This window comes from Rhizobium sp. NPDC092011, assembly GCF_044756305.1.
GTDB lineage: Bacteria > Pseudomonadota > Alphaproteobacteria > Rhizobiales > Rhizobiaceae > Rhizobium.
In genome coordinates this window covers 467975-485694 of sequence record NZ_JBIVSO010000003.1, presented here as the reverse complement: position 1 = coordinate 485694, position 17720 = coordinate 467975, and the positions used below count along the sequence as shown (strand labels likewise).

At 58.4% G+C, this 17720-nt stretch carries 18 protein-coding genes and 1 pseudogene; 4 read left to right on the top strand and 15 right to left on the bottom strand.

Annotated features, from left to right (window positions below):
- The 3 genes from ACIQJ2_RS17580 to ACIQJ2_RS17570 form a co-directional block, all read right to left on the bottom strand.
- Nucleotides 1-657, bottom strand: a complete 657-nt coding sequence (locus tag ACIQJ2_RS17580; protein WP_400667181.1) for an EF-hand domain-containing protein — start codon at nucleotides 655-657, stop codon at nucleotides 1-3.
- Nucleotides 658-918: 261 nt separating this feature from the next.
- The gene (locus ACIQJ2_RS17575; RefSeq protein WP_199149017.1) at nucleotides 919-1428 is read right to left on the bottom strand and encodes a superoxide dismutase family protein; all 510 of its coding nucleotides are present in this window, start codon (nucleotides 1426-1428) and stop codon (nucleotides 919-921) included.
- A 149-nt stretch (nucleotides 1429-1577) separates the two neighbouring features.
- Nucleotides 1578-1916 (bottom strand): hypothetical protein, encoded by a 339-nt coding sequence (locus ACIQJ2_RS17570; RefSeq protein WP_199149018.1) that lies wholly within the window; start codon nucleotides 1914-1916, stop codon nucleotides 1578-1580.
- A 294-nt stretch (nucleotides 1917-2210) separates the two neighbouring features.
- Here ACIQJ2_RS17570 and ACIQJ2_RS17565 point away from each other — a divergent pair, with 294 nt between their 5' ends.
- The 3 genes from ACIQJ2_RS17565 (at nucleotide 2211) to ACIQJ2_RS17555 (ending at nucleotide 6558) form a co-directional block, all read left to right on the top strand.
- The gene (locus ACIQJ2_RS17565) at nucleotides 2211-4979 is read left to right on the top strand and encodes a DUF2339 domain-containing protein (RefSeq protein ID WP_400667183.1); all 2769 of its coding nucleotides are present in this window, start codon (nucleotides 2211-2213) and stop codon (nucleotides 4977-4979) included.
- Between the two features lie 67 nt (nucleotides 4980-5046).
- The gene (locus tag ACIQJ2_RS17560) at nucleotides 5047-5700 is read left to right on the top strand and encodes an HD domain-containing protein (protein ID WP_400667185.1); all 654 of its coding nucleotides are present in this window, start codon (nucleotides 5047-5049) and stop codon (nucleotides 5698-5700) included.
- Between the two features lie 9 nt (nucleotides 5701-5709).
- Nucleotides 5710-6558, top strand: coding sequence for an MOSC domain-containing protein (locus ACIQJ2_RS17555; RefSeq protein ID WP_400667187.1), 849 nt, complete (start codon nucleotides 5710-5712; stop codon nucleotides 6556-6558).
- Nucleotides 6559-6751: 193 nt separating this feature from the next.
- Here ACIQJ2_RS17555 and recO read toward each other — a convergent pair whose 3' ends face one another.
- The 11 genes and pseudogenes from recO to rpoZ all read right to left on the bottom strand — a co-directional run bounded on the left by recO (nucleotide 6752) and on the right by rpoZ (nucleotide 16097).
- Nucleotides 6752-7531 (bottom strand): DNA repair protein RecO, encoded by a 780-nt coding sequence (recO, locus tag ACIQJ2_RS17550; protein ID WP_400667189.1) that lies wholly within the window; start codon nucleotides 7529-7531, stop codon nucleotides 6752-6754.
- Nucleotides 7532-7690: 159 nt separating this feature from the next.
- Nucleotides 7691-8065 (bottom strand): annotated as a pseudogene (locus ACIQJ2_RS17545) (response regulator); the annotation flags it as partial.
- A 330-nt stretch (nucleotides 8066-8395) separates the two neighbouring features.
- Complete coding sequence (locus tag ACIQJ2_RS17540; RefSeq protein WP_400667191.1) at nucleotides 8396-9148, bottom strand: Crp/Fnr family transcriptional regulator; 753 nt, start codon at nucleotides 9146-9148, stop codon at nucleotides 8396-8398.
- 84 nt (nucleotides 9149-9232) lie between these two features.
- A complete protein-coding gene (era, locus tag ACIQJ2_RS17535; RefSeq protein ID WP_199149024.1) occupies nucleotides 9233-10177 on the bottom strand; it encodes a GTPase Era in 945 nt (314 codons plus the stop codon).
- A gap of 22 nt (nucleotides 10178-10199) precedes the next feature.
- A complete protein-coding gene (gene rnc, locus ACIQJ2_RS17530) occupies nucleotides 10200-10919 on the bottom strand; it encodes a ribonuclease III (RefSeq protein WP_199149025.1) in 720 nt (239 codons plus the stop codon).
- Complete coding sequence (gene lepB, locus ACIQJ2_RS17525) at nucleotides 10916-11662, bottom strand: signal peptidase I (protein WP_199088265.1); 747 nt, start codon at nucleotides 11660-11662, stop codon at nucleotides 10916-10918. Before lepB ends, rnc begins: the two co-directional genes overlap by 4 nt.
- Before the next feature lie 115 nt (nucleotides 11663-11777).
- Nucleotides 11778-12182 (bottom strand): holo-ACP synthase, encoded by a 405-nt coding sequence (gene acpS, locus ACIQJ2_RS17520; RefSeq protein ID WP_199149026.1) that lies wholly within the window; start codon nucleotides 12180-12182, stop codon nucleotides 11778-11780.
- Nucleotides 12183-12219: 37 nt separating this feature from the next.
- Nucleotides 12220-12804 (bottom strand): DUF2062 domain-containing protein, encoded by a 585-nt coding sequence (locus ACIQJ2_RS17515; RefSeq protein ID WP_400667194.1) that lies wholly within the window; start codon nucleotides 12802-12804, stop codon nucleotides 12220-12222.
- Between the two features lie 231 nt (nucleotides 12805-13035).
- Entirely contained in the window at nucleotides 13036-13185 is a 150-nt protein-coding gene (locus tag ACIQJ2_RS17510; protein ID WP_081615336.1) for a DUF3563 family protein, read from the bottom strand.
- A gap of 193 nt (nucleotides 13186-13378) precedes the next feature.
- On the bottom strand, nucleotides 13379-15595 hold the full coding sequence (locus ACIQJ2_RS17505; protein WP_199149028.1) for a bifunctional (p)ppGpp synthetase/guanosine-3',5'-bis(diphosphate) 3'-pyrophosphohydrolase: 2217 nt from the start codon (nucleotides 15593-15595) through the stop codon (nucleotides 13379-13381).
- Nucleotides 15596-15695: 100 nt separating this feature from the next.
- Complete coding sequence (rpoZ, locus tag ACIQJ2_RS17500; protein WP_199091789.1) at nucleotides 15696-16097, bottom strand: DNA-directed RNA polymerase subunit omega; 402 nt, start codon at nucleotides 16095-16097, stop codon at nucleotides 15696-15698.
- Nucleotides 16098-16408: 311 nt separating this feature from the next.
- On the opposite strand from rpoZ, the gene ACIQJ2_RS17495 reads away from it, so the two are divergent.
- Nucleotides 16409-16993, top strand: coding sequence for an NYN domain-containing protein (locus tag ACIQJ2_RS17495; RefSeq protein ID WP_199091787.1), 585 nt, complete (start codon nucleotides 16409-16411; stop codon nucleotides 16991-16993).
- Nucleotides 16994-17112: 119 nt separating this feature from the next.
- On the opposite strand, the gene smpB is transcribed toward ACIQJ2_RS17495, so the two are convergent.
- Entirely contained in the window at nucleotides 17113-17592 is a 480-nt protein-coding gene (gene smpB, locus ACIQJ2_RS17490) for an SsrA-binding protein SmpB (protein WP_199149029.1), read from the bottom strand.
- Between the last annotated feature and the right edge of the window lie 128 nt (nucleotides 17593-17720).

The following is a 17720-nucleotide window of genomic DNA, read 5'->3' as shown; positions in this document are numbered from 1 at the left end:
TCAAGCTGCGACATTGCCCGCCTGCGCGGCACTATTCGCCTGGTCGGGATCATATTGGCCGTAGGTATTCTGATAAAGGCTTGACGGATCCTGCATCTCGCTGAGAAAGGCGCTGAACGCCGCATTTTCAGCGATCGTCGCCGGGCTTGTCGTGCTGCCGCCCGATGCCGGCTCCAAAGACAGCATGTCGGCCGCGGACGAGTCGGAAGACTTGAGCGCATCGAGACCTTCCGCGAACTGATCTTTCGTCAGCGAGCCAGTATTCTCTGCGTCTATGCTCGCGAACAGGTTTTCGGCGTCGCTTTCGCTCATATCCTTCGGCCGTCCGGCGACAAACTCCTTTTGCGAGATCTTGCCATCCTGATCGCTGTCGAGGCTGGCGAACAACTGATCCATCGGCGATTGATCTGATGAGCCGTCGTTCGAAGTCGAAGAGCCGGACTGCCCGGCATTCGCCTGCTGCATCTGCAGCAGCATAGACGCCAGATTGCCGGAGAAAATGTCCGTGGCGCTTGGATCGCTGCTGCTGCTGTCACTGTCCTCATCGTTGAGAATGCTCGCCGACAGAAGGCCCGACTGAGCGGCCTCCTGCAATTCCTGAGCATCCACAATGCCGTCCTGGTTCTTATCAAGCGGACTGTACGAGGCAGCCGTCATGCTGCTTCCAATTGAAGAAACGCCACTCATCCAAATCTCCTAAGCAAACGCCATCGGCGTGTTCGACTGCCCCCCGGCACGCTTAGTCAACCGTGCATAGGATAGGTGGATTTGGTTCGTCGGGTCAGATGGCTGTTAACTCACCATTAACCATAATTGACAGGCATCGAATCATATTGCCGGTGGGCATGCGCCGGCTGAAGACAACCGGCGTTTTGCACAGCCTAGCGCAAGGTTCCGAATCGCGCCCTATAGCTGTCGCTACTGGATGACGGCACACGCCAGACGCTTGCCGGCGCCGCCGACCGGCTGGCTGCGGTAATCATCCGACTCCGCGTGGATCATCAGCGTCCTGCCTCGGATGCCGTTCTTGCCGTTCAGCGATACCATGCCGTTGTAGACCTGCGCCCGCAGCTTGCCATCCTGATCGACATACTGATTTGGCATGTCGCCGGCATGCGGTCCCTTGGCGGCGAGAAAGCCGTGTTCCGCGTTGGTCGGATTGAAGTGCCCGCCCGCGGATTCGAAGCCGTGCGCATGGTCGCACTTGCTGCTTTCGTGGATGTGGAAAGCGACCCAGCGGTTGGCCGGCAGACCGGAGACTTCCATCTCGATCAACACGCCCGACCTACCCTCGGTCAAAGTCGCCCTCCCCGCCTGCTTGCCGTCAAGCCCGACAAAATCGGCCGTCGCCGTTCGCTGGCTCTGGGCCGCTGCAGGCATGGCCGCAGCCAATGCCAAGATTGCAGCCATCATCATAGTCCGTCTCATGGAACGGTCTCCCTTTTGTGGTGGTTGCTGTCCAACGCATTGCGGACACGAGTGTTCCGCAGACAAGAAAGTGAATTGCATCAAACAAATAAAGCGGCCTGCCGTCATCCGGCAGGCCGCTCGAAACAATCAGATGAAAGCGGCTATTATCAGGCCGCCATGCTATCGGAATCATACTGGCCGTAGGTGCTGCTATAGGCATCCATCGGCGACATCAGATCCATCTCGAACGCCGTGGTGTGCCCCGGCAGCTTGGCCTGAGAGGCCGTGTCTGCACTCGGCATTTGCAAGAGCTTTGCCATAAGGCTGCTCAGGGCGTTGTTGGAACCATCCGTCGTGCTGCTATTGGCATTGGCCTCGAGAATGCCGGGACGCTGACCAGCTTCGCGTTCTTCGCCGCTGAGCAGACCGTCTCCGTTGGCATCCAGACGCGCAAGCGTTCCGCGATACGGGTAAGAGCTGTTGGATACGGAAGATACATGGGACATACAAACCTCCTGTGGTAGGAGCCGCCTCATGCGACGTCGTTTGCACGCAATACATTCGTGTTGAAACTATGGGTCGTTATTAAGCTGCTTCGCTCTATCAGTAAATACGAATTGTTAATGGCTATTAACCATAATTTTCAAACGGTAAATCCGGTCTAGCTAACATTCCGCCGACACGCCTTCCCCCGATGGTGCGACATAATCCACTGGAATCATGGGCGAATTTGACAGCTGACCCTTACCGTTCAAGCCAATTGGTATATTGTACGGGGGATTGCCCACGGAGAGGCCTTGATGGAACTGCTGCCGCTTGTCGTCGTAATCGCCGGCATTTTCATACTGCTCGGATACAACCAACGGATCAAGCGCCTAGAGATTCGCGTGCAGGAGCTGCAAAAAGCCATTGCCGGCAAGGCGCTCCCCGCAGAGCTGTCCGAATCGATTGCGACAGAGGAAATGCAACATGATGTTGCGCCGCTGCCGACAGGACCCGAGCAGAGCCCGGCAAGCGAAGCCGTGATCGAAGCCTCTTCCACTGATGACATCGAAGAACAGTTCGCTGCGCGCGAGAGCATCGACACGCTCACCGACGGCGGCCCCGCGATCACAATCCCGGAAACGACGAAGCCGAGAGAAAGCCTGGAAAGCACGATCGGCGCGCGCTGGGCGGTCTGGGTCGGCGGCATCGCGCTCGCCTTCGGTGGCATCTTCATGGTCAAGTATTCCATCGAGAGCGGGCTCCTGAGCCCGGGCGTCCGGCTCGTGCTGGCGGCGATCTTCGGGCTGGTGCTTGTTGCAGCGGGCGAGATTATCCGCCGCCGTTCCGCGCCGGTCCTCGGCAACCCTTTCCAGAATGCGATGGTGCCCGGCGTGCTGACGGCCGCGGGCGTCGTCGCATTGTTCGGCTCGACCTATGCGGCGCATGGCATCTACGGCTTCATAGGGCCGGCCACAGCCTTCGTTCTGCTCGCCCTTATCTCCCTTGCCACCCTGGCGCTATCCTTGTTGCACGGACAGGCGCTGGCGGGCCTCGGCCTGCTCGCTTCCATGGTCACACCTGCCCTGATCGCATCGACAGCGCCGCGGCCCTGGATCCTCTTCGGCTATCTCGTGCTGACATGGCTCGCGACACTGCTCGCATCGCGGCTGCGTCGCTGGCTGATTGCGCCGTCGCTTGCCAATGCATTGCTCAGCATCTGGCCGCTGCTCTATATCTCCAACAGCCCGGTCGTGGATTTCACGCCGGTGACGCTTTCGATGCTGGCCATGATCGGCGGAACCATATTCCTGTGGCCGGGGCGTTATCAGGCAGCTGAGACAGCAGACGAAACAACCATCGAAACGGAAGAGCAAGCCAATCCGCCGCAACGTCGCAGCTCTGGCGGCTGGGGCGCGTTTCTCGCCCGGCCGCCGCTGGGCATGACGCTGACGGCAACGATCGGCGCCCTTGCCGTGTCGCTAAGCCTGCTGGGCTACAGTCTCCTCTACGGGTACCCCATCGTCGATACCGTGTTCATGTTCGCGGCGATCGTCGCAGCGGTGGCTGCCTTTGGCGCTGGCCGACTGCACGCGGCCTGGGCCGCAATCCTCTCTGCCGTCACCGCCATTTTGGGTATATCCGGCCTGCTGACGAACTGGATTTATGGTCTCGACCCCAGCATCGTCGATGCGCTGGCACGCATGCAAAGCATGGTGATCTACGAATCGCTCGGCCTCGGTGCAATCTTCGTGCTGATCGGCACCTTGTTTCTACGGCGCTTTGCAGACGATGAAAAACCCTTCGCGGCGCTCTGGAGCGGGATCATGGTCGTCGTGCCGCTGGCCATCGCCACGATCAGTTTCGTCAATTTCGGCAACTGGGTGCTCGACTGGCTGCACGGCCTCTATGGCATAGGGCTCACTGTCGCGCTGCTTGCGCTCGCGGAATGGCAATACCGCCGCTCGGGCGACGGATGGAACCTTCCGACCAACATTCTCGCTGTCGGCTCCTTCGCGGCCTCAGTGTTTGCCTTGCATATGCTTGCGCATCACGCCATACCAACCATCCTGCTGCCGGTCCTCGGCATCGGCTATCTGTTTATCGGACGAGCGCGTGACTGGCCGGTTCTGCCGTGGACAATGGTCGCCGCACTGATTGTCGCCATGGCGCGCATCGCCTGGCAGCCGACCATCGTCGATCCGTCCGAACTTAGCACCACCCCGATCTTCAACATGCTGCTCGTGGGATACGGCATCCCCGCAGCCCTTGCGGTCGTGGCTGCCTTCATGGTCCGCCGCGCTCCCAACATCCGGCTGCGCAGCGCGCTCCAGGCCTTGGCGTCGTTTCTCGTTCTGCTGACAATCGCCATCCTGGTGCGCCATGCCATGAACGGTGGCGTCCTCAACGACGCCGTTCCGACGCTCGGCGAACAGTCGATCTATACGCTGCTGGCGATCGGCGCTTCCGCAACGCTGATGGCCCTGGACCTTAGCGCCGCAAGCCCCGTCTTTCGGTACGGCAGCATGGCACTCGGCACGCTCTCTGTCATCATGATCCTGACGCTGCACCTGCTGGCACTGAACCCATTCGTAACGGGAGAAAGCACCGGAAGAATCCCGCTGTTCAACCTGCTGCTGCTGGGCTATCTCCTCCCAGCCGTTGCCTACGGCGGGTTGGCGCTCCTCGCACGAGACCGGCGCCCCCTACCCTATGTCAGCATGCTGGCCGTTGCAGCAGCCGTAATGGCCTTTGCTTGGGCAACGCTGACGGTGCGCCGCTTCTGGCAAGGGGAATACATTCCCTTCTGGAACGACTTCATCCAAGGCGAACTCTATTCCTACTCTGTCGTATGGCTGCTTATCGGCATCGCCCTCCTCGGGCTTGGCGCCCGCTTCGAGGCACGGAGCCTGCGCATCGCCTCGGCGGTGCTGGTCTTCATCGCCGTCGTCAAGGCGTTCCTGATCGACATGGCAAACCTCGAAGGCTTCCTGCGCGCCCTCTCCTTCATCGGCCTCGGCGCAGTCCTGATCGGCATTGGCCTGTTCTATCAGAAGATCCTGACGCGCAAGAAAGCGACGGAGTGATTGCAGCGAATCCTTTCGGCCGATAGGAGTGGCCTTGCCCACAGATCATTCCGGAGTATGTGCGATAATGGACGTCAACAGGATGGCGCGAGCCTTTGCCCCGTTCGAAACGCTGGCTGCGGATCTCATTCCGCATGCTGCCGATGGCGACGATGGCTCACACGATATCGCCCATATTCTGCGAGTTTTCCGCAATGCCATGGCGATTCAGGCCGAAGAAGGCGGCAATGCCCGTATTCTAGCTGCAGCCGTGCTTCTTCATGATTGCGTCGCCGTGGAGAAGAATTCGCCACATCGCGCGCAGGCTTCACGGCTCGCCGCAGAGAAAGCAGCGAGCATTCTGCGGGGGCTTGGCTGGGCGGAGGAGGATATCGCCGCGACGGCGCATGCGATCGTCACTCACAGCTTCTCCGCCAATCTTCCGCCCGAAACCGCAGAAGCGAAGATGCTGCAGGATGCCGACCGGCTGGATGCGATCGGCATGGTAGGCGCCGCACGCTGCTTCTACATCGCAGGCCGTCTCGGTTCGTCTCTCTACGATCCTTTCGATGCGCTTGCGACAGAACGACCGCTAGACGATAAGCGCTTCGCCATTGACCATTTCGAGACAAAGCTGTTCAAGCTGGCGGATGGATTTCAGACCGAGACAGGGCGCAAGCTTGCCGAAGCACGGCATGACCGGCTGAAAACCGTGCTCGCTATGTTCATCGACGAAATCTGAGGGCTATCCATGCGCGTCAGCGATCTTTTCATTTACCCGCTCAAGAGCGCGCGCGGTATCGCCATCCCATCAGCCGCCGTCGACGCCTTTGGTCTGGCAGGCGATCGTCGCGCCATGCTGGTTGACCCCTCCGGCCATTTCTTTACCCAGCGGGAGTTGCAGGATCTGGCCCGCATAGACATTCAACCTGGCCCCTCCTATCTGCGGCTCAAGATGGATGGCAAGCCCGACATCATCGTCCCGCCGCCTCACCCCGAAAACCGCATGGATGTCGTTGTCTGGAAATCGGCCGTCAATGCATCCGTCGCCGACGACGAGACCAACAAGGCACTGTCGGCCTGGATGGGGCGCGAAGTCAGGATGGTCTTCTTCGACAGGCTTGCAAAGCGCATAGCCAGTCCGGAATGGGCGGGCGATGATACGCCCGTCACCTTTGCCGATGGATATCAGATCCTCGTCACCACCACCGGTTCGCTGAAGGCGCTCAACGCCAATCTCGCCGCTCACGGCGAAGGCGCCGTCGGCATGGAGCGTTTTCGCCCGAATATCGTCATCGATATCGATGAGGAATGGCCCGAGGATCGCTGGGCTGCGATCGAGGTCGGCGGCATTCGTCTGGATCTCGTCAAGCCCTGCTCGCGCTGCATCATGACGACGCAAGACCAAAAGACCGGCTCACGCGACGTACCGAACCCCATGCCCGCGATGGGTCGCATCCGCATGTCGGCCGATCGCCGCGTTCCTGGCCCGCTTTTCGGCTGGAATGCCGTGCCGCGCGGCGATGGCTCGGTGAAGATTGGCGATAACGTGACGGTTCTTGAGACACGGCCGGAAGGCTGGGCTCTCAAGCGGCGATAATCAACTACAGCATCGGCCCGAAAGTCGGAATCGATTTTCGGGCCAATGCGCAGATGTCAAAGAAGCAGAAACTGCGACCTTCCAGTTTCGCATCCAGCACATTAAATAATTGATTTAATACATATTTTCCGCAAATCGTCGCGCACATCCTACTGAACCTGCCGTGACAATTGGCATCGCAGGCGGCGACTTTTCAGCGCCCGGCAGCAACATCGGAGGGCACGGCATCATTGCCGCGCGAAATCATGACGACAGCCTTCATGGCCGCCTGAATGAAACCATCTCGTGCTGCCGCGACCTGTATGCCACGAGGCTCGTAGACATGGCGATGCAGAAAGAAGCCGGTCAGACGAAAGGCCGCAGACAGGCTGTCTCCATCCGCAGCGACCATGGCTCCGCTCGTCAGAAACGGCGGCAGCGCCAACATCTTATCCGCCCATGGCAAGCCAGCCGCACGGCAGACCGCCCGCCCGCTTTTCGGCGAAACAAAAGCCAGATCCTCGCGCACGCCAGTGGCGGCGCATTCGGTCAAATCGAGGCCAAAACCGAGGTCGTTCAAGACAGCGAGTTCGAAGCGCACGAAAAGCTCGCCAGCATCGGCAGGGTTCTGCAGGTTTTCCAAAATGACATCGAGGGCATCGTAGAGATGCGGGTGTGGATCGCGCTCCGGCAGTAGCCGAAGCAAGGCGGCCATCGCCTGAACACCGTAGACGGCGGTGGCGGTTTCCATCAGCCGCGCCGCCCTCAACGTCACCGGCTCCATGCGGAACTCACCGAGATGCTCGTGCAGCCTTGCCCGCCAGGTCGCTTCGACGAGATTGCCGGCCTGCAGTACGGGCTGCATGGAACGAGATCTGCCGCCTCGCACCATTCCCATATGGCGCCCCCGCGACCGCGTCATCACCTCGACGACGACACTGGTCTCGCCGTGGCGCTTCACGCCCAAGATGATCGCGTTGTCCTGCCACTGCATCGGCTGGCTTATCCTAAGAATATGTCTCGATTCGAGTTTAGAGCATTTTCAGGAAAAGTGCGTCGCAGTTTTCCGTCCGCAATGGCTAAAGACGAGAAGATAGAGCGTTTCGACGCTTCAAGGAGAGGCGGAAGCGCTTTGGGCGAAGGTCTTCTGATGTCACGGGGTGGAAGATCTTCCGGCGGCCGAGAGCATCTGGACAAAGAGGCGCATGGCTTCCTCATCGAAAGGCTTGTTCAAAAGCGGCACATGCCGCAGGTCCGGTGGAAAATCGAGCGTATCGGAGTAACCGCTGACGAAGCCAAAGACGATGCCGCGCTCCAGCAGCAGACGAGCGAAGCCGAAGCTCGTCGTTTCCCCCAGATTGACGTCCAGCATCGCGAAGTCATAGTTATCGGAGTGAATGGCGTTGACCGCCTGTTCCAGATTCGAAGCAATCTCAACCTGCCCGATCCCGACAAGGCGCAGTATTTCCTCCACCTCCATCGCGATAATGAGATTGTCTTCGAGTATAAGGACCCGTTGAAGCGTCATCTCAACGTCATCCCTGAATGCGTGCGCCAAGCCATACGGCCCGTTAAGAAATTCCACATCTATCCCTCCGGCGCCAATCATCGGCCCGTATTGAATGGAAGGTTTCCCATCCGTTCCTGGCTAGGTCTGTTGTGACATGACTTCGCCTACAACCCGCTTCGCACTTTTTGCATTGCGGTACTATGGGCTCGTCAATGTGCTCCAATCGCTTTTGCCGCCGGGGTTAGTAAAGAATGAAACTGGTCGAAAAGTGACGGACGTATTAATCTAAGCTGGTACAGTTGAAGCCGACATTTAAAAAAGACATGTCGCCGATCACAATAAATATCGTCAAATGAAGGGCCGCTTGCCCGAATCGGGATTGTGCCAACCGGCTACATCTGCGAGGCCCTTCGCATCCAGAACGCTGCAGCCGCGATCCTGCCAAAGAATCAATCCGCGCCCAGCCAGCTTTTTCAATGTCTTATTGGTATGGACCACGGAGAGGCCGAGCGTATCGGCAACATGCTGCTGCGTGATGGGAATGACCTTGCTGCCGTTGAACAAGTGAAGCACGCTGGCGCGCTGATACAGATAAGCGAGCAGATAGGCTGCCCGCTCGATTGCCGATCGACGGCCGATGCTCAGCAGATGCTCGTCCAGAATCCGCTCTTCCTGAGCCGCAATCCAGGTCAGATCGAAGGCTAACGGCGGATGGGAATTATAGAGGGTCATCAATTCCGTGCGCTCGAAAACGCAGAGCGAGACCGGCGACAGCGCTTCCGTCGAATGCTGCATCTCTCCCATGATCGAGCCTTGCAAACCGATCAGGTCTCCAGGCATGACATAGTTGAGAATCTGCCGCCGCCCGTCCTCGAGCGTCTTGTATCGGAAGCCCCAGCCGGACAAGATGGTAAAAAGGTGGGCGCTGTGAGCCCCTTCCAGGAAGATCGTAGCGCCCGCATCGACGAGCAACTCGCCCTTCTTGAAGCCGCTGATGAAACTCAGCTCTTCGCGCTCGAATTCCCGAAAATGAGGAAGAGCCCTCAACGGACATTGCTGGCATGGTGTCCGTTGCCCGTGCATCGTCGCGGCTTTCGCCATGGAACGCTCCCCTGAGTTGCATCAGCTCAGGCGCGCGCCTGATAAACTGTTGCAATATAAAGCACTCAGCGGAGCAAAGTTCCATTAATGCGGGAAATCGAGGCCCATTTCCCGGAAACGCTCGGGATCGTCGCCCCAATTCTCGCGCACCTTGACGAAGAGGAAGAGATGTACCGGCTGTTCCAGGATCTCCGAGAGCTCCTTGCGCGATGCAGTCGAGATCGATTTTATCGCCTCGCCACCCTTTCCAAGGGCAATCTTCTTCTGGCTTTCCCGCTCGACATAGATCACCTGTTCGATGCGAACGGAGCCATCCTTGCGCTCTTCCCACTTCTCCGTCTCGACATGCGATGAGTAGGGAAGCTCCTGATGCAGGCGCAGAAACAGCTTTTCGCGGGTGATTTCGGCAGCGAGCTGACGCATCGGCAGATCGGAGATCTGGTCCTCGGGATAGTACCAGGGGCCCTCCGGCAAGATCTTTGCCAGATAGTCCATCACATCGTCGCAACCGGAGCCGTTTTCGGCCGAGATCATGAAAGTCTGGTCGAAGGCGATCTTTTCGTTGGCGGCCGCAGCAAGTGCCAGCAAGTCCTCGCGGCGAACGCGATCGATCTTGTTGAGCACGAGGATTTTGGGCTGCGGGACTTCTTTCAGTCCCTCCAGAATGGCTTCGGCATCGCCGCGCAGACCGCGCTCGCTATCGATCAGCAGCATGATCAGATCGGCATCCTTGGCGCCGCCCCAAGCCGATGTCACCATTGCCCGGTCGAGGCGACGGCGCGGCTTGAAGATGCCGGGCGTATCCATGAATACGATCTGCGCATTGTTGTGGATGGCGATGCCGCGAACGACGGCGCGCGTCGTCTGCACCTTATGGCTGACGATCGAAACCTTGGCGCCGACGAGCCGATTGAGCAACGTCGACTTTCCGGCGTTTGTCGGGCCGATGAGCGCCACGAAACCGGAATGGGTCGGGCCGCTATGTTCAACCGCGCCGTCTTCGGCGGGCGTATCTTGCTGATTGGTCATCTTTTCCGTCGTTTCTAGGCAGTCACTTCTCAGTCGACTGAGGCTGCCATACACCTTCACGCTCCAAAATCCGCGTCGCCGCCACTTGTTCGGCTGCGCGCTTGGAGCGTTCAATTCCTGTCTCGGGCGCGGTTCCCGCCACTGCCACGGTCACCGTGAAGCGGGGATCATGATCCGGTCCGCTGCGATCATCAACCCTGTAGACCGGCGTCACGCCGAATTTTGCGTGCGCCCATTCCTGTAACTCGGTCTTGGCGTCACGTCTTGCCCCATCGGGCCGGACCGCTCGGCGCTGCCAATAGCGCAGAATGAACGTGCGGGCCACTTCAAGGCCGCCGTCCAGATAAAGGGCTGCGATCAGGCTTTCGACGACATCGGCGCGCACGTTGAGCATGCGCTTGCCGGTCAGTTTCTTCACGTCGGCGCCGGTGCGGATATAGAGATGCAGCTGCATCTCATCGGCGACTTCGGCGCATGTCTCGGCGCTGACCAACTGATTGAGGCGCACCGAAAGCTCGCCTTCGGTCGCCGTCCCAAAGGTGCGGAACAGAAGCTCGGCAATGCACAGGCCGAGGACCCGGTCGCCAAGGAATTCCAACCGCTCGTAGTTACCCGATTTGTGCGTGCGGGCGCTGGCATGCGTCAGCGCCCAATCGAGACGATCCCTTTCGGCGAACTCGTAGCCTATTATAGATTCAAGCTTGGCACGATCCGCCTGCGAGAGCGCCTGCACTTTCGTCATTCGACAACCTTGAAGAGACGATCCCAACGCATGTTGGTCGGCCATTTCCAGATCTCGCGGAACGACGTATCGTGACCGAGCGAGAAGAAGATGACGCTGGCGCGACCGATCAGGTTCTCAGCCGGCACGTAACCGACATCGAAACGGCTATCGTCGGAATTGTCGCGGTTATCGCCCATCATGAAATAATGGCCGGCCGGAACGACGTATTCCTGCGTGTTGTCGCCACGCGAATTCGGCGAAAGATCCAGCGTATCATAGACCTTGCCGCTATCTGCCAGCCGTTCGCTGTAGACGGGGATGTGATCGCCCGGCTCCTGGCTGTAATCCGACGAGAAGGTGCCGTGCGGCTCGCGCGGTACGGCCTGGCCATTGATGTAGAGAATATCGTTCTTCATCTGGATGCGGTCGCCCGGCAGGCCGATGACGCGCTTGATGTAATCGACATCCGGATTGGGCGGGAAGCGGAAAACAACCACGTCACCGCGCTTGGGCTCACTGGCGAAGATACGGCCGCTGAAGAGGTTCGGCGAGAACGGCAGCGAATACTTCGAATAGCCGTAGGCGAACTTGTTGACGAAGATATAGTCGCCGACAAGAAGCGTCGGCATCATTGAGCCTGACGGAATGGTGAATGGCTGAAATAGAACCGTGCGGATGATCATGGCCAGGACAAGTGCCTGAACGATGACCTTGATGTTTTCCCACAGAGCATTCTGCTGTTTAACGGCTTTCTCGGACACGCAGTCTTGTTCCTTTTTCGCACCCCACCGGCGCAACTTGCATTCAGGCTCTCTCTACTCGCTTCAAATCATCGCGGCAATGCCGCTAGCGCCAAAAGCCACATCTAGCAGCGATTCAGCCCTCAATCGGCAGCGCCTCGATGATCACAAAGGCCTGAGCAAGAGGAAAATCATCCGTTATCGTCAAATGAATGGCGGCGCGGTGATTCTTCGGCAACATAGCGTTCAGCCGTTCCGCCGCACCGCCGGTCAACTGCATGGTCGGCTTGCCGCTCGGCAGATTGACGACACCCATATCTCGCCAGAAGACGCCCTGCGCCAATCCAGTGCCCAATGCCTTGGAGCAAGCTTCCTTGGCGGCAAAGCGCTTGGCGTAGGATGCGGCTTTGTTCTTGCGGCCCTCCGATTTGGCGCGCTCGACATCCGTAAAGCAGCGATCGGTGAACCGGGCGCCGAAGCGCTCCATTGTCTTCTCGACACGACGGATGTCGATGAGATCGCTGCCTATACCGATAATCATGATGCGGCCCTCCCGACGGACCCGGACGACGTCAGTTTCAGACGCTCGAGGCGTTATCGGCGAGTGCCAGCCGCTCACGGGCACGCTCCATCAGGCGCTCCTTACGGCGCGTCTTGAAGGTTTTCACGCCGTAATAGGTGAGCGCATAGACGATCACGCCGGAGACGATCGCGGGCGGAATGCCACCGATCAGCATCGGCTTCAGGACCGGATCCCAGATCTGCAGGAGATCGCCCTTATGCCAAAGTGCCGGGAGATCGACGCCGCCCTGACTGCCGCTATCGCGCGCCAGGATCAAATGACCGATTTCCCAGGTGAAAGCCCAGATGAAGGGGTAGGTAATAGGATTGCCGGCAGCCAGACAGCCGAGCGCGGAGGCGATGACGTTGCCGCCGATCAGATAGGCGATGATGATCGCCATCACGAAATGCACACCGATAAACGGCGTCCACGACACGACGATCCCCGCTGCAAAACCAGCCGCAACCGAATGCGGCGACGCGGCCAGGCGAACAAGGCGCTTGCCAAAATATTGAAAAGAGCGAACGAAACCTTTACGGGGCCAGATGTGCTCCCGCAGTTTTTCCTTCAGTGTCAGTGGTTTTCGGCGACGAAATAGCATGCGGCTTATCTAGTGCACTGGAGGCCGTCATGACAAGACCGGCCAAACACATCCCAAGCCGATTAAGAACCGAAACTACGGCTCTTTTTGGAACGTCATCTAATCGAGACACGGAAACAAGGACGCCCTCTCATTTCCGGCGAGTTTCCGGCGAGCATTCCCGCAAGATCGGGAAGCTCCAAGGGCGCAATATTTACGCGCCCCTCCTGGACTTGGAAGTATTGGCAGCAATTAACGCTGGCGGAACAGACCGCGGTCAACCTGGCGCTGACGATATTCAAGGTCAAAACGGTCATGCGAACCATTCAGGTAAGCCATTTCGCGCTCTTCGACACTCGGGACGCGCAGGGCGCGGGCGATTTTCTTGATCGGGCTAAACATTATCTTCTCTCATCTCTGTTTCATTTCTTCGATGACCAGAAGATAGGCGCGCCAAGGGTTAATTACCAGCTCTCTAACATAGACACAGATATGCTATATGTGCATAGCTATCCGGAAAGCTGCTCGTTTTTGGTCATAAAATGATCACAAAATATGCAGGCTGCACTCGATCAGTCCGCGACGCCGAATGGCGTCACTCATAAAGCCGCTTTACGGTGGCGATACAATCGAGTTCCTTGAGCTGCACCAGAAGCTGGTTCAACTGACGCAGATCCCAAACTTCGACGTCCAACGCCATCTCGGTGAAGTCGGCAGCGACGCGAGCAGTGTTGAGAACGCGGATATTGACATCGACGTCGGCGACGGTCTGCGCGACCTTCGCCAGGGTGCCGGGCTCGTTCAGGGCGTTGATCAGCACACGAGCCGCAAAGCGGGACTTGTTGGCCTCATCCAAATCCCAGCGCACGTCGATCCAGCGCTCCGGCTCATCATCGAACCGCTGCAGGATGGGCGACTGGATCGGATATATGGTGATCCCCTTACCCTTTTCCATGATACCGACGATACGATCGCCGGGGACGGCGCCTGTCGGTGCGAAATGCACCTCGACATTGGCCGCCAGACCGCGGATCGGCGGAGCTTCGACGCCATCGGCGAGATCGGCCTTGTTCTTGCCGGGGATTTTGAAAATCATGCCGGAGGCGCTGTGAACGTTGAACCAGCCTTCGTCGCCGGCCGGCTTGACGGTTACGCGTTCGTCCTGATGATCGGGATAGACGGCGCGCAATACGTCGAGCGACGACATCTCCCCTCGCCCGACGGCGGCGATGGCATCTTCCACATCCTTCTGGCCGAGGCGATGCAGGGCCGGCTTCAATGCGTCCCGCGAAAATACCTTGCCGGCGCGCTCGAAGGTGCGCTCCAGGATGCGATGGCCAAGCCCGGCATATTGCTTGCGAATGGCAAGCCGGGTTGCGCGACGTATGGCGGCGCGCGCCTTGCCGGTGACGACAATCTCTTCCCAGGCTGCAGGCGGCACCTGCACGCCGGAGCGGATGATTTCGACTTCGTCGCCGTTGGTCAATCGCGTCACCAGCGGCATGATGCGACCGTTGATCTTGGCCCCGACAGTGGTGTCGCCGATATTGGTATGGACGGCATAGGCGAAATCGATCGGCGTGGCGCCGCGCGGCAGAGCAATCAGCTTGCCTTTGGGCGTGAAGCAGAAGACCTGATCCTGGAACAGCTCGAGCTTCGTGTGCTCAAGAAACTCTTCAGGGCTGTCACCCTCGGCCAGCGCTTCGATGGTGTGACGCAGCCAGGAATAGGCGCTGCTTTCCCGTGAAAGAACATCGCCATCGCCATTGGTGTTTGCGCCGTCCTTGTAGAGCGTATGCGCGGCAATACCGAACTCGGCGATCTCATGCATGCGCTTGGTGCGGATCTGCAGTTCGATGCGCTGGCTGGATGGGCCGACGATCGTGGTGTGCAGGGATCGGTAGTCGTTCTGCTTCGGCGTCGAGATATAGTCCTTGAACCGGCCGGGCACGACGCGCCAGCGGGTGTGCACGATGCCAAGCGCACGGTAGCAGGAGGGAATATCGTCAACGAGAAGGCGGAAACCATAGATGTCCGAAAGCTGCTCGAAAGAGAGCGATTTCGACTGCATCTTGCGGAAGACCGAGTAAGGGCTCTTCAGCCGACCCTTGACCATGGCATTGGCCAGGCCGTTGGCGACGAGGAGGTCGCGCAGTTCGGTTTCGATCTTCTTGACGAGGCCCTCGTTGCGCCTGGACAGCTCCTCCAGCCGCTTGGTGACCGTGTCGTGCGCTTCCGGGTTGATATGACGGAAGGAGAGCTCTTCGAGCTCCTCGCGCATGTCCTGCATGCCCATGCGGCCGGCCAGCGGCGCGTAAATTTCCATCGTCTCTTCGGAAATGCGGGCACGCTTTTCCGGCGACATGTGATCGAGCGTGCGCATATTGTGCAGGCGATCGGCGAGCTTGACCAGAAGTACGCGGACATCGTCGGAAATGGCGAGCAGCAGCTTACGCAGGTTTTCGGCCTGCTTCGCCTTCTTGGTGACGAGATCGATCTTCTTGATCTTCGTCAGCCCCTCGACCAGGCGACCGATGTCCTCGCCGAACAATTCGTCGATCTCGGCACGGGTCGCCGTCGTATCCTCGATGGTGTCATGGAGGAGAGCGACCGCGATGGTCGATTCGTCCAGACGCATGTCGGTCAGAATGGCCGCAACTTCGAGGGGATGGGAGATATAGGGATCGCCGCTTGCGCGCTTTTGCTGGCCATGCTTCTGCATCGCATAGACATAAGCCTTGTTGAGCAGCGCCTCGTTGGCATCGGGCTTGTACTTCTGCACCCGCTCAACAAGCTCATATTGCCGCATCATTCCAAGGCTACTCCCGCCAAAACAAAAGCGCGCCAGTCATCTGACCGGCGCACGCATCCCCTCATCATATCGCTCCTGCCCGGAGCATCAAGGTCGACGATCAGTAATCGTCGCTTTTTTCCGGCGGAACAAGGCCTTCGATGCCGGCAAGCAGTTCTTCTTCCGACATCTGGTCGAAAGTAACGGCTTCCGGGGCATCCTCTTCTTCTTCACTGGAAGCAGAAGCGCCGCCAGTTGCCAGCAGGCTCGCCGGATCGGGCTCGGGCTCATCCACTTCAACATGCTTCTGCAGCGAGTGGATCAGATCTTCCTTGAGATCGTCGGGCGACAGCGTCTCATCGGCAATTTCGCGTAGCGCAACGACCGGGTTCTTATCGTTGTCGCGGTCGATGGTGATCGAGGAACCCTGCGAAATCAGGCGGGCACGATGGCTGGCAAGCAGCACGAGCTCGAACCGGTTCTCAACTTTATCAATGCAATCTTCTACTGTGACACGGGCCATTGCCTGTCCTTTGCGGTCGTGATGTCGTCATCATGTCTCGGAGTAGCACGCCGATACAAGCAAACGATGGCAAATTCAAGTTTTTCCTGTTTGAGCGCCTGCGCGCCATCCCAGAAAGTGCTAAAATTCCCCTAGACAAATGATGCATTCTACCTAAGATTGCTTGGAATATCGCTGGTCGTGCCCTAAATCTCGAATATATGAATAATTCATAAAGTAATTCGGATTATTCTACGACGCTGTACAAGGCATTGTTTTAGCTTACCTTTGAATAAAAAGATTACGTTTTTGTAACAGTGGATATGTAAGCGATGTTTGACCCACGCGAGAAAATTGCACTTTTTATAGACGGCGCCAATCTCTACGCTGCATCCAAGAGCCTCGGCTTCGATATTGACTATCGCAAGCTCCTGAAAGCGTTCCAGAAACGTGGCTACTTGCTCCGCGCCTATTACTACACCGCCCTGATCGAGGATCAGGAATATTCTTCAATCCGCCCGCTGATCGATTGGCTCGACTATAACGGCTACAAGGTCATCACCAAGCCGGCGAAGGAATTTACCGACTCCATGGGGCGCCGCAAGATCAAGGGCAACATGGACATCGAACTTGCCATCGACGCCATGGAGCAATCCGAGACCGTCGATCATCTGGTGATCTTCTCCGGCGACGGCGACTTCACGACGTTGGTGGAAGCATTGCAGCGCCGCGGCCGCAAGGTTTCGGTCATTTCGACCATGGCAACCCAGCCGCCCATGATTGCCGACGATCTGCGCCGCCAGGCCGATCATTTCATCGATCTCGTATCGCTCAAAGCAGAGATCGGCCGCGAACCTTCCGAACGGACGCACCGCACCGCGGATGTATCTCATACGGAAGCCGATGCCGAGCAATAGAGCCGGATAGTTCCTGACCCGCGGCTTTTGAATTCACGCTTTGGCTGCCACTAAGCCTGTATCTGATCGCTCCCGGCCGAATGCCGAGCAGATGAGTGTTCCACAAACTCGCTGCGATTTTACCCGTTGTCTTTCAGCAGACGGCTCTTCTGCCGGTTCCAATCGCGCTCCTTCTCGGATTCGCGCTTGTCGTGGAGCTTCTTACCCTTGGCGAGCGCCAACTCAAGTTTCGCACGGCCGCTATCGTTGAAGTAGATCTTCAACGGCACCAGCGTCATGCCCTCGCGATTGATGGCCGAGCGCAACCGGCCGATTTCGCGACCGGAGAGCAACAATTTACGGCGGCGGCGCGGCTCATGATTGAAGCGATTCGCCTGCAGATATTCCGGCAGATAGGAATTGATCAGCCAGATCTCACCATCTTCGTCCGAGGCGTAGGATTCGGCGATATTGGCCTTGCCTTCACGCAATGACTTGACCTCCGTGCCCTTAAGCACGAGGCCTGCCTCATAGGTGTCGATAATCTCGTAGTTGAAACGCGCCTTGCGGTTCTCCGCCACGATCTTGTTCACCACGCGCTGGCTGCCTTTAGGGGCCATGATTCTTCTTCTTTTCTTTTATCATTCCGGCAGCGGCCACGGGCGCGCCAAGTTTCTGCACTCTAAATAAGCGAGACCGCCCTCCTTGTGAAGAGAGCGGCCTCGCGGAAGTTTTTGCGCAATGGACT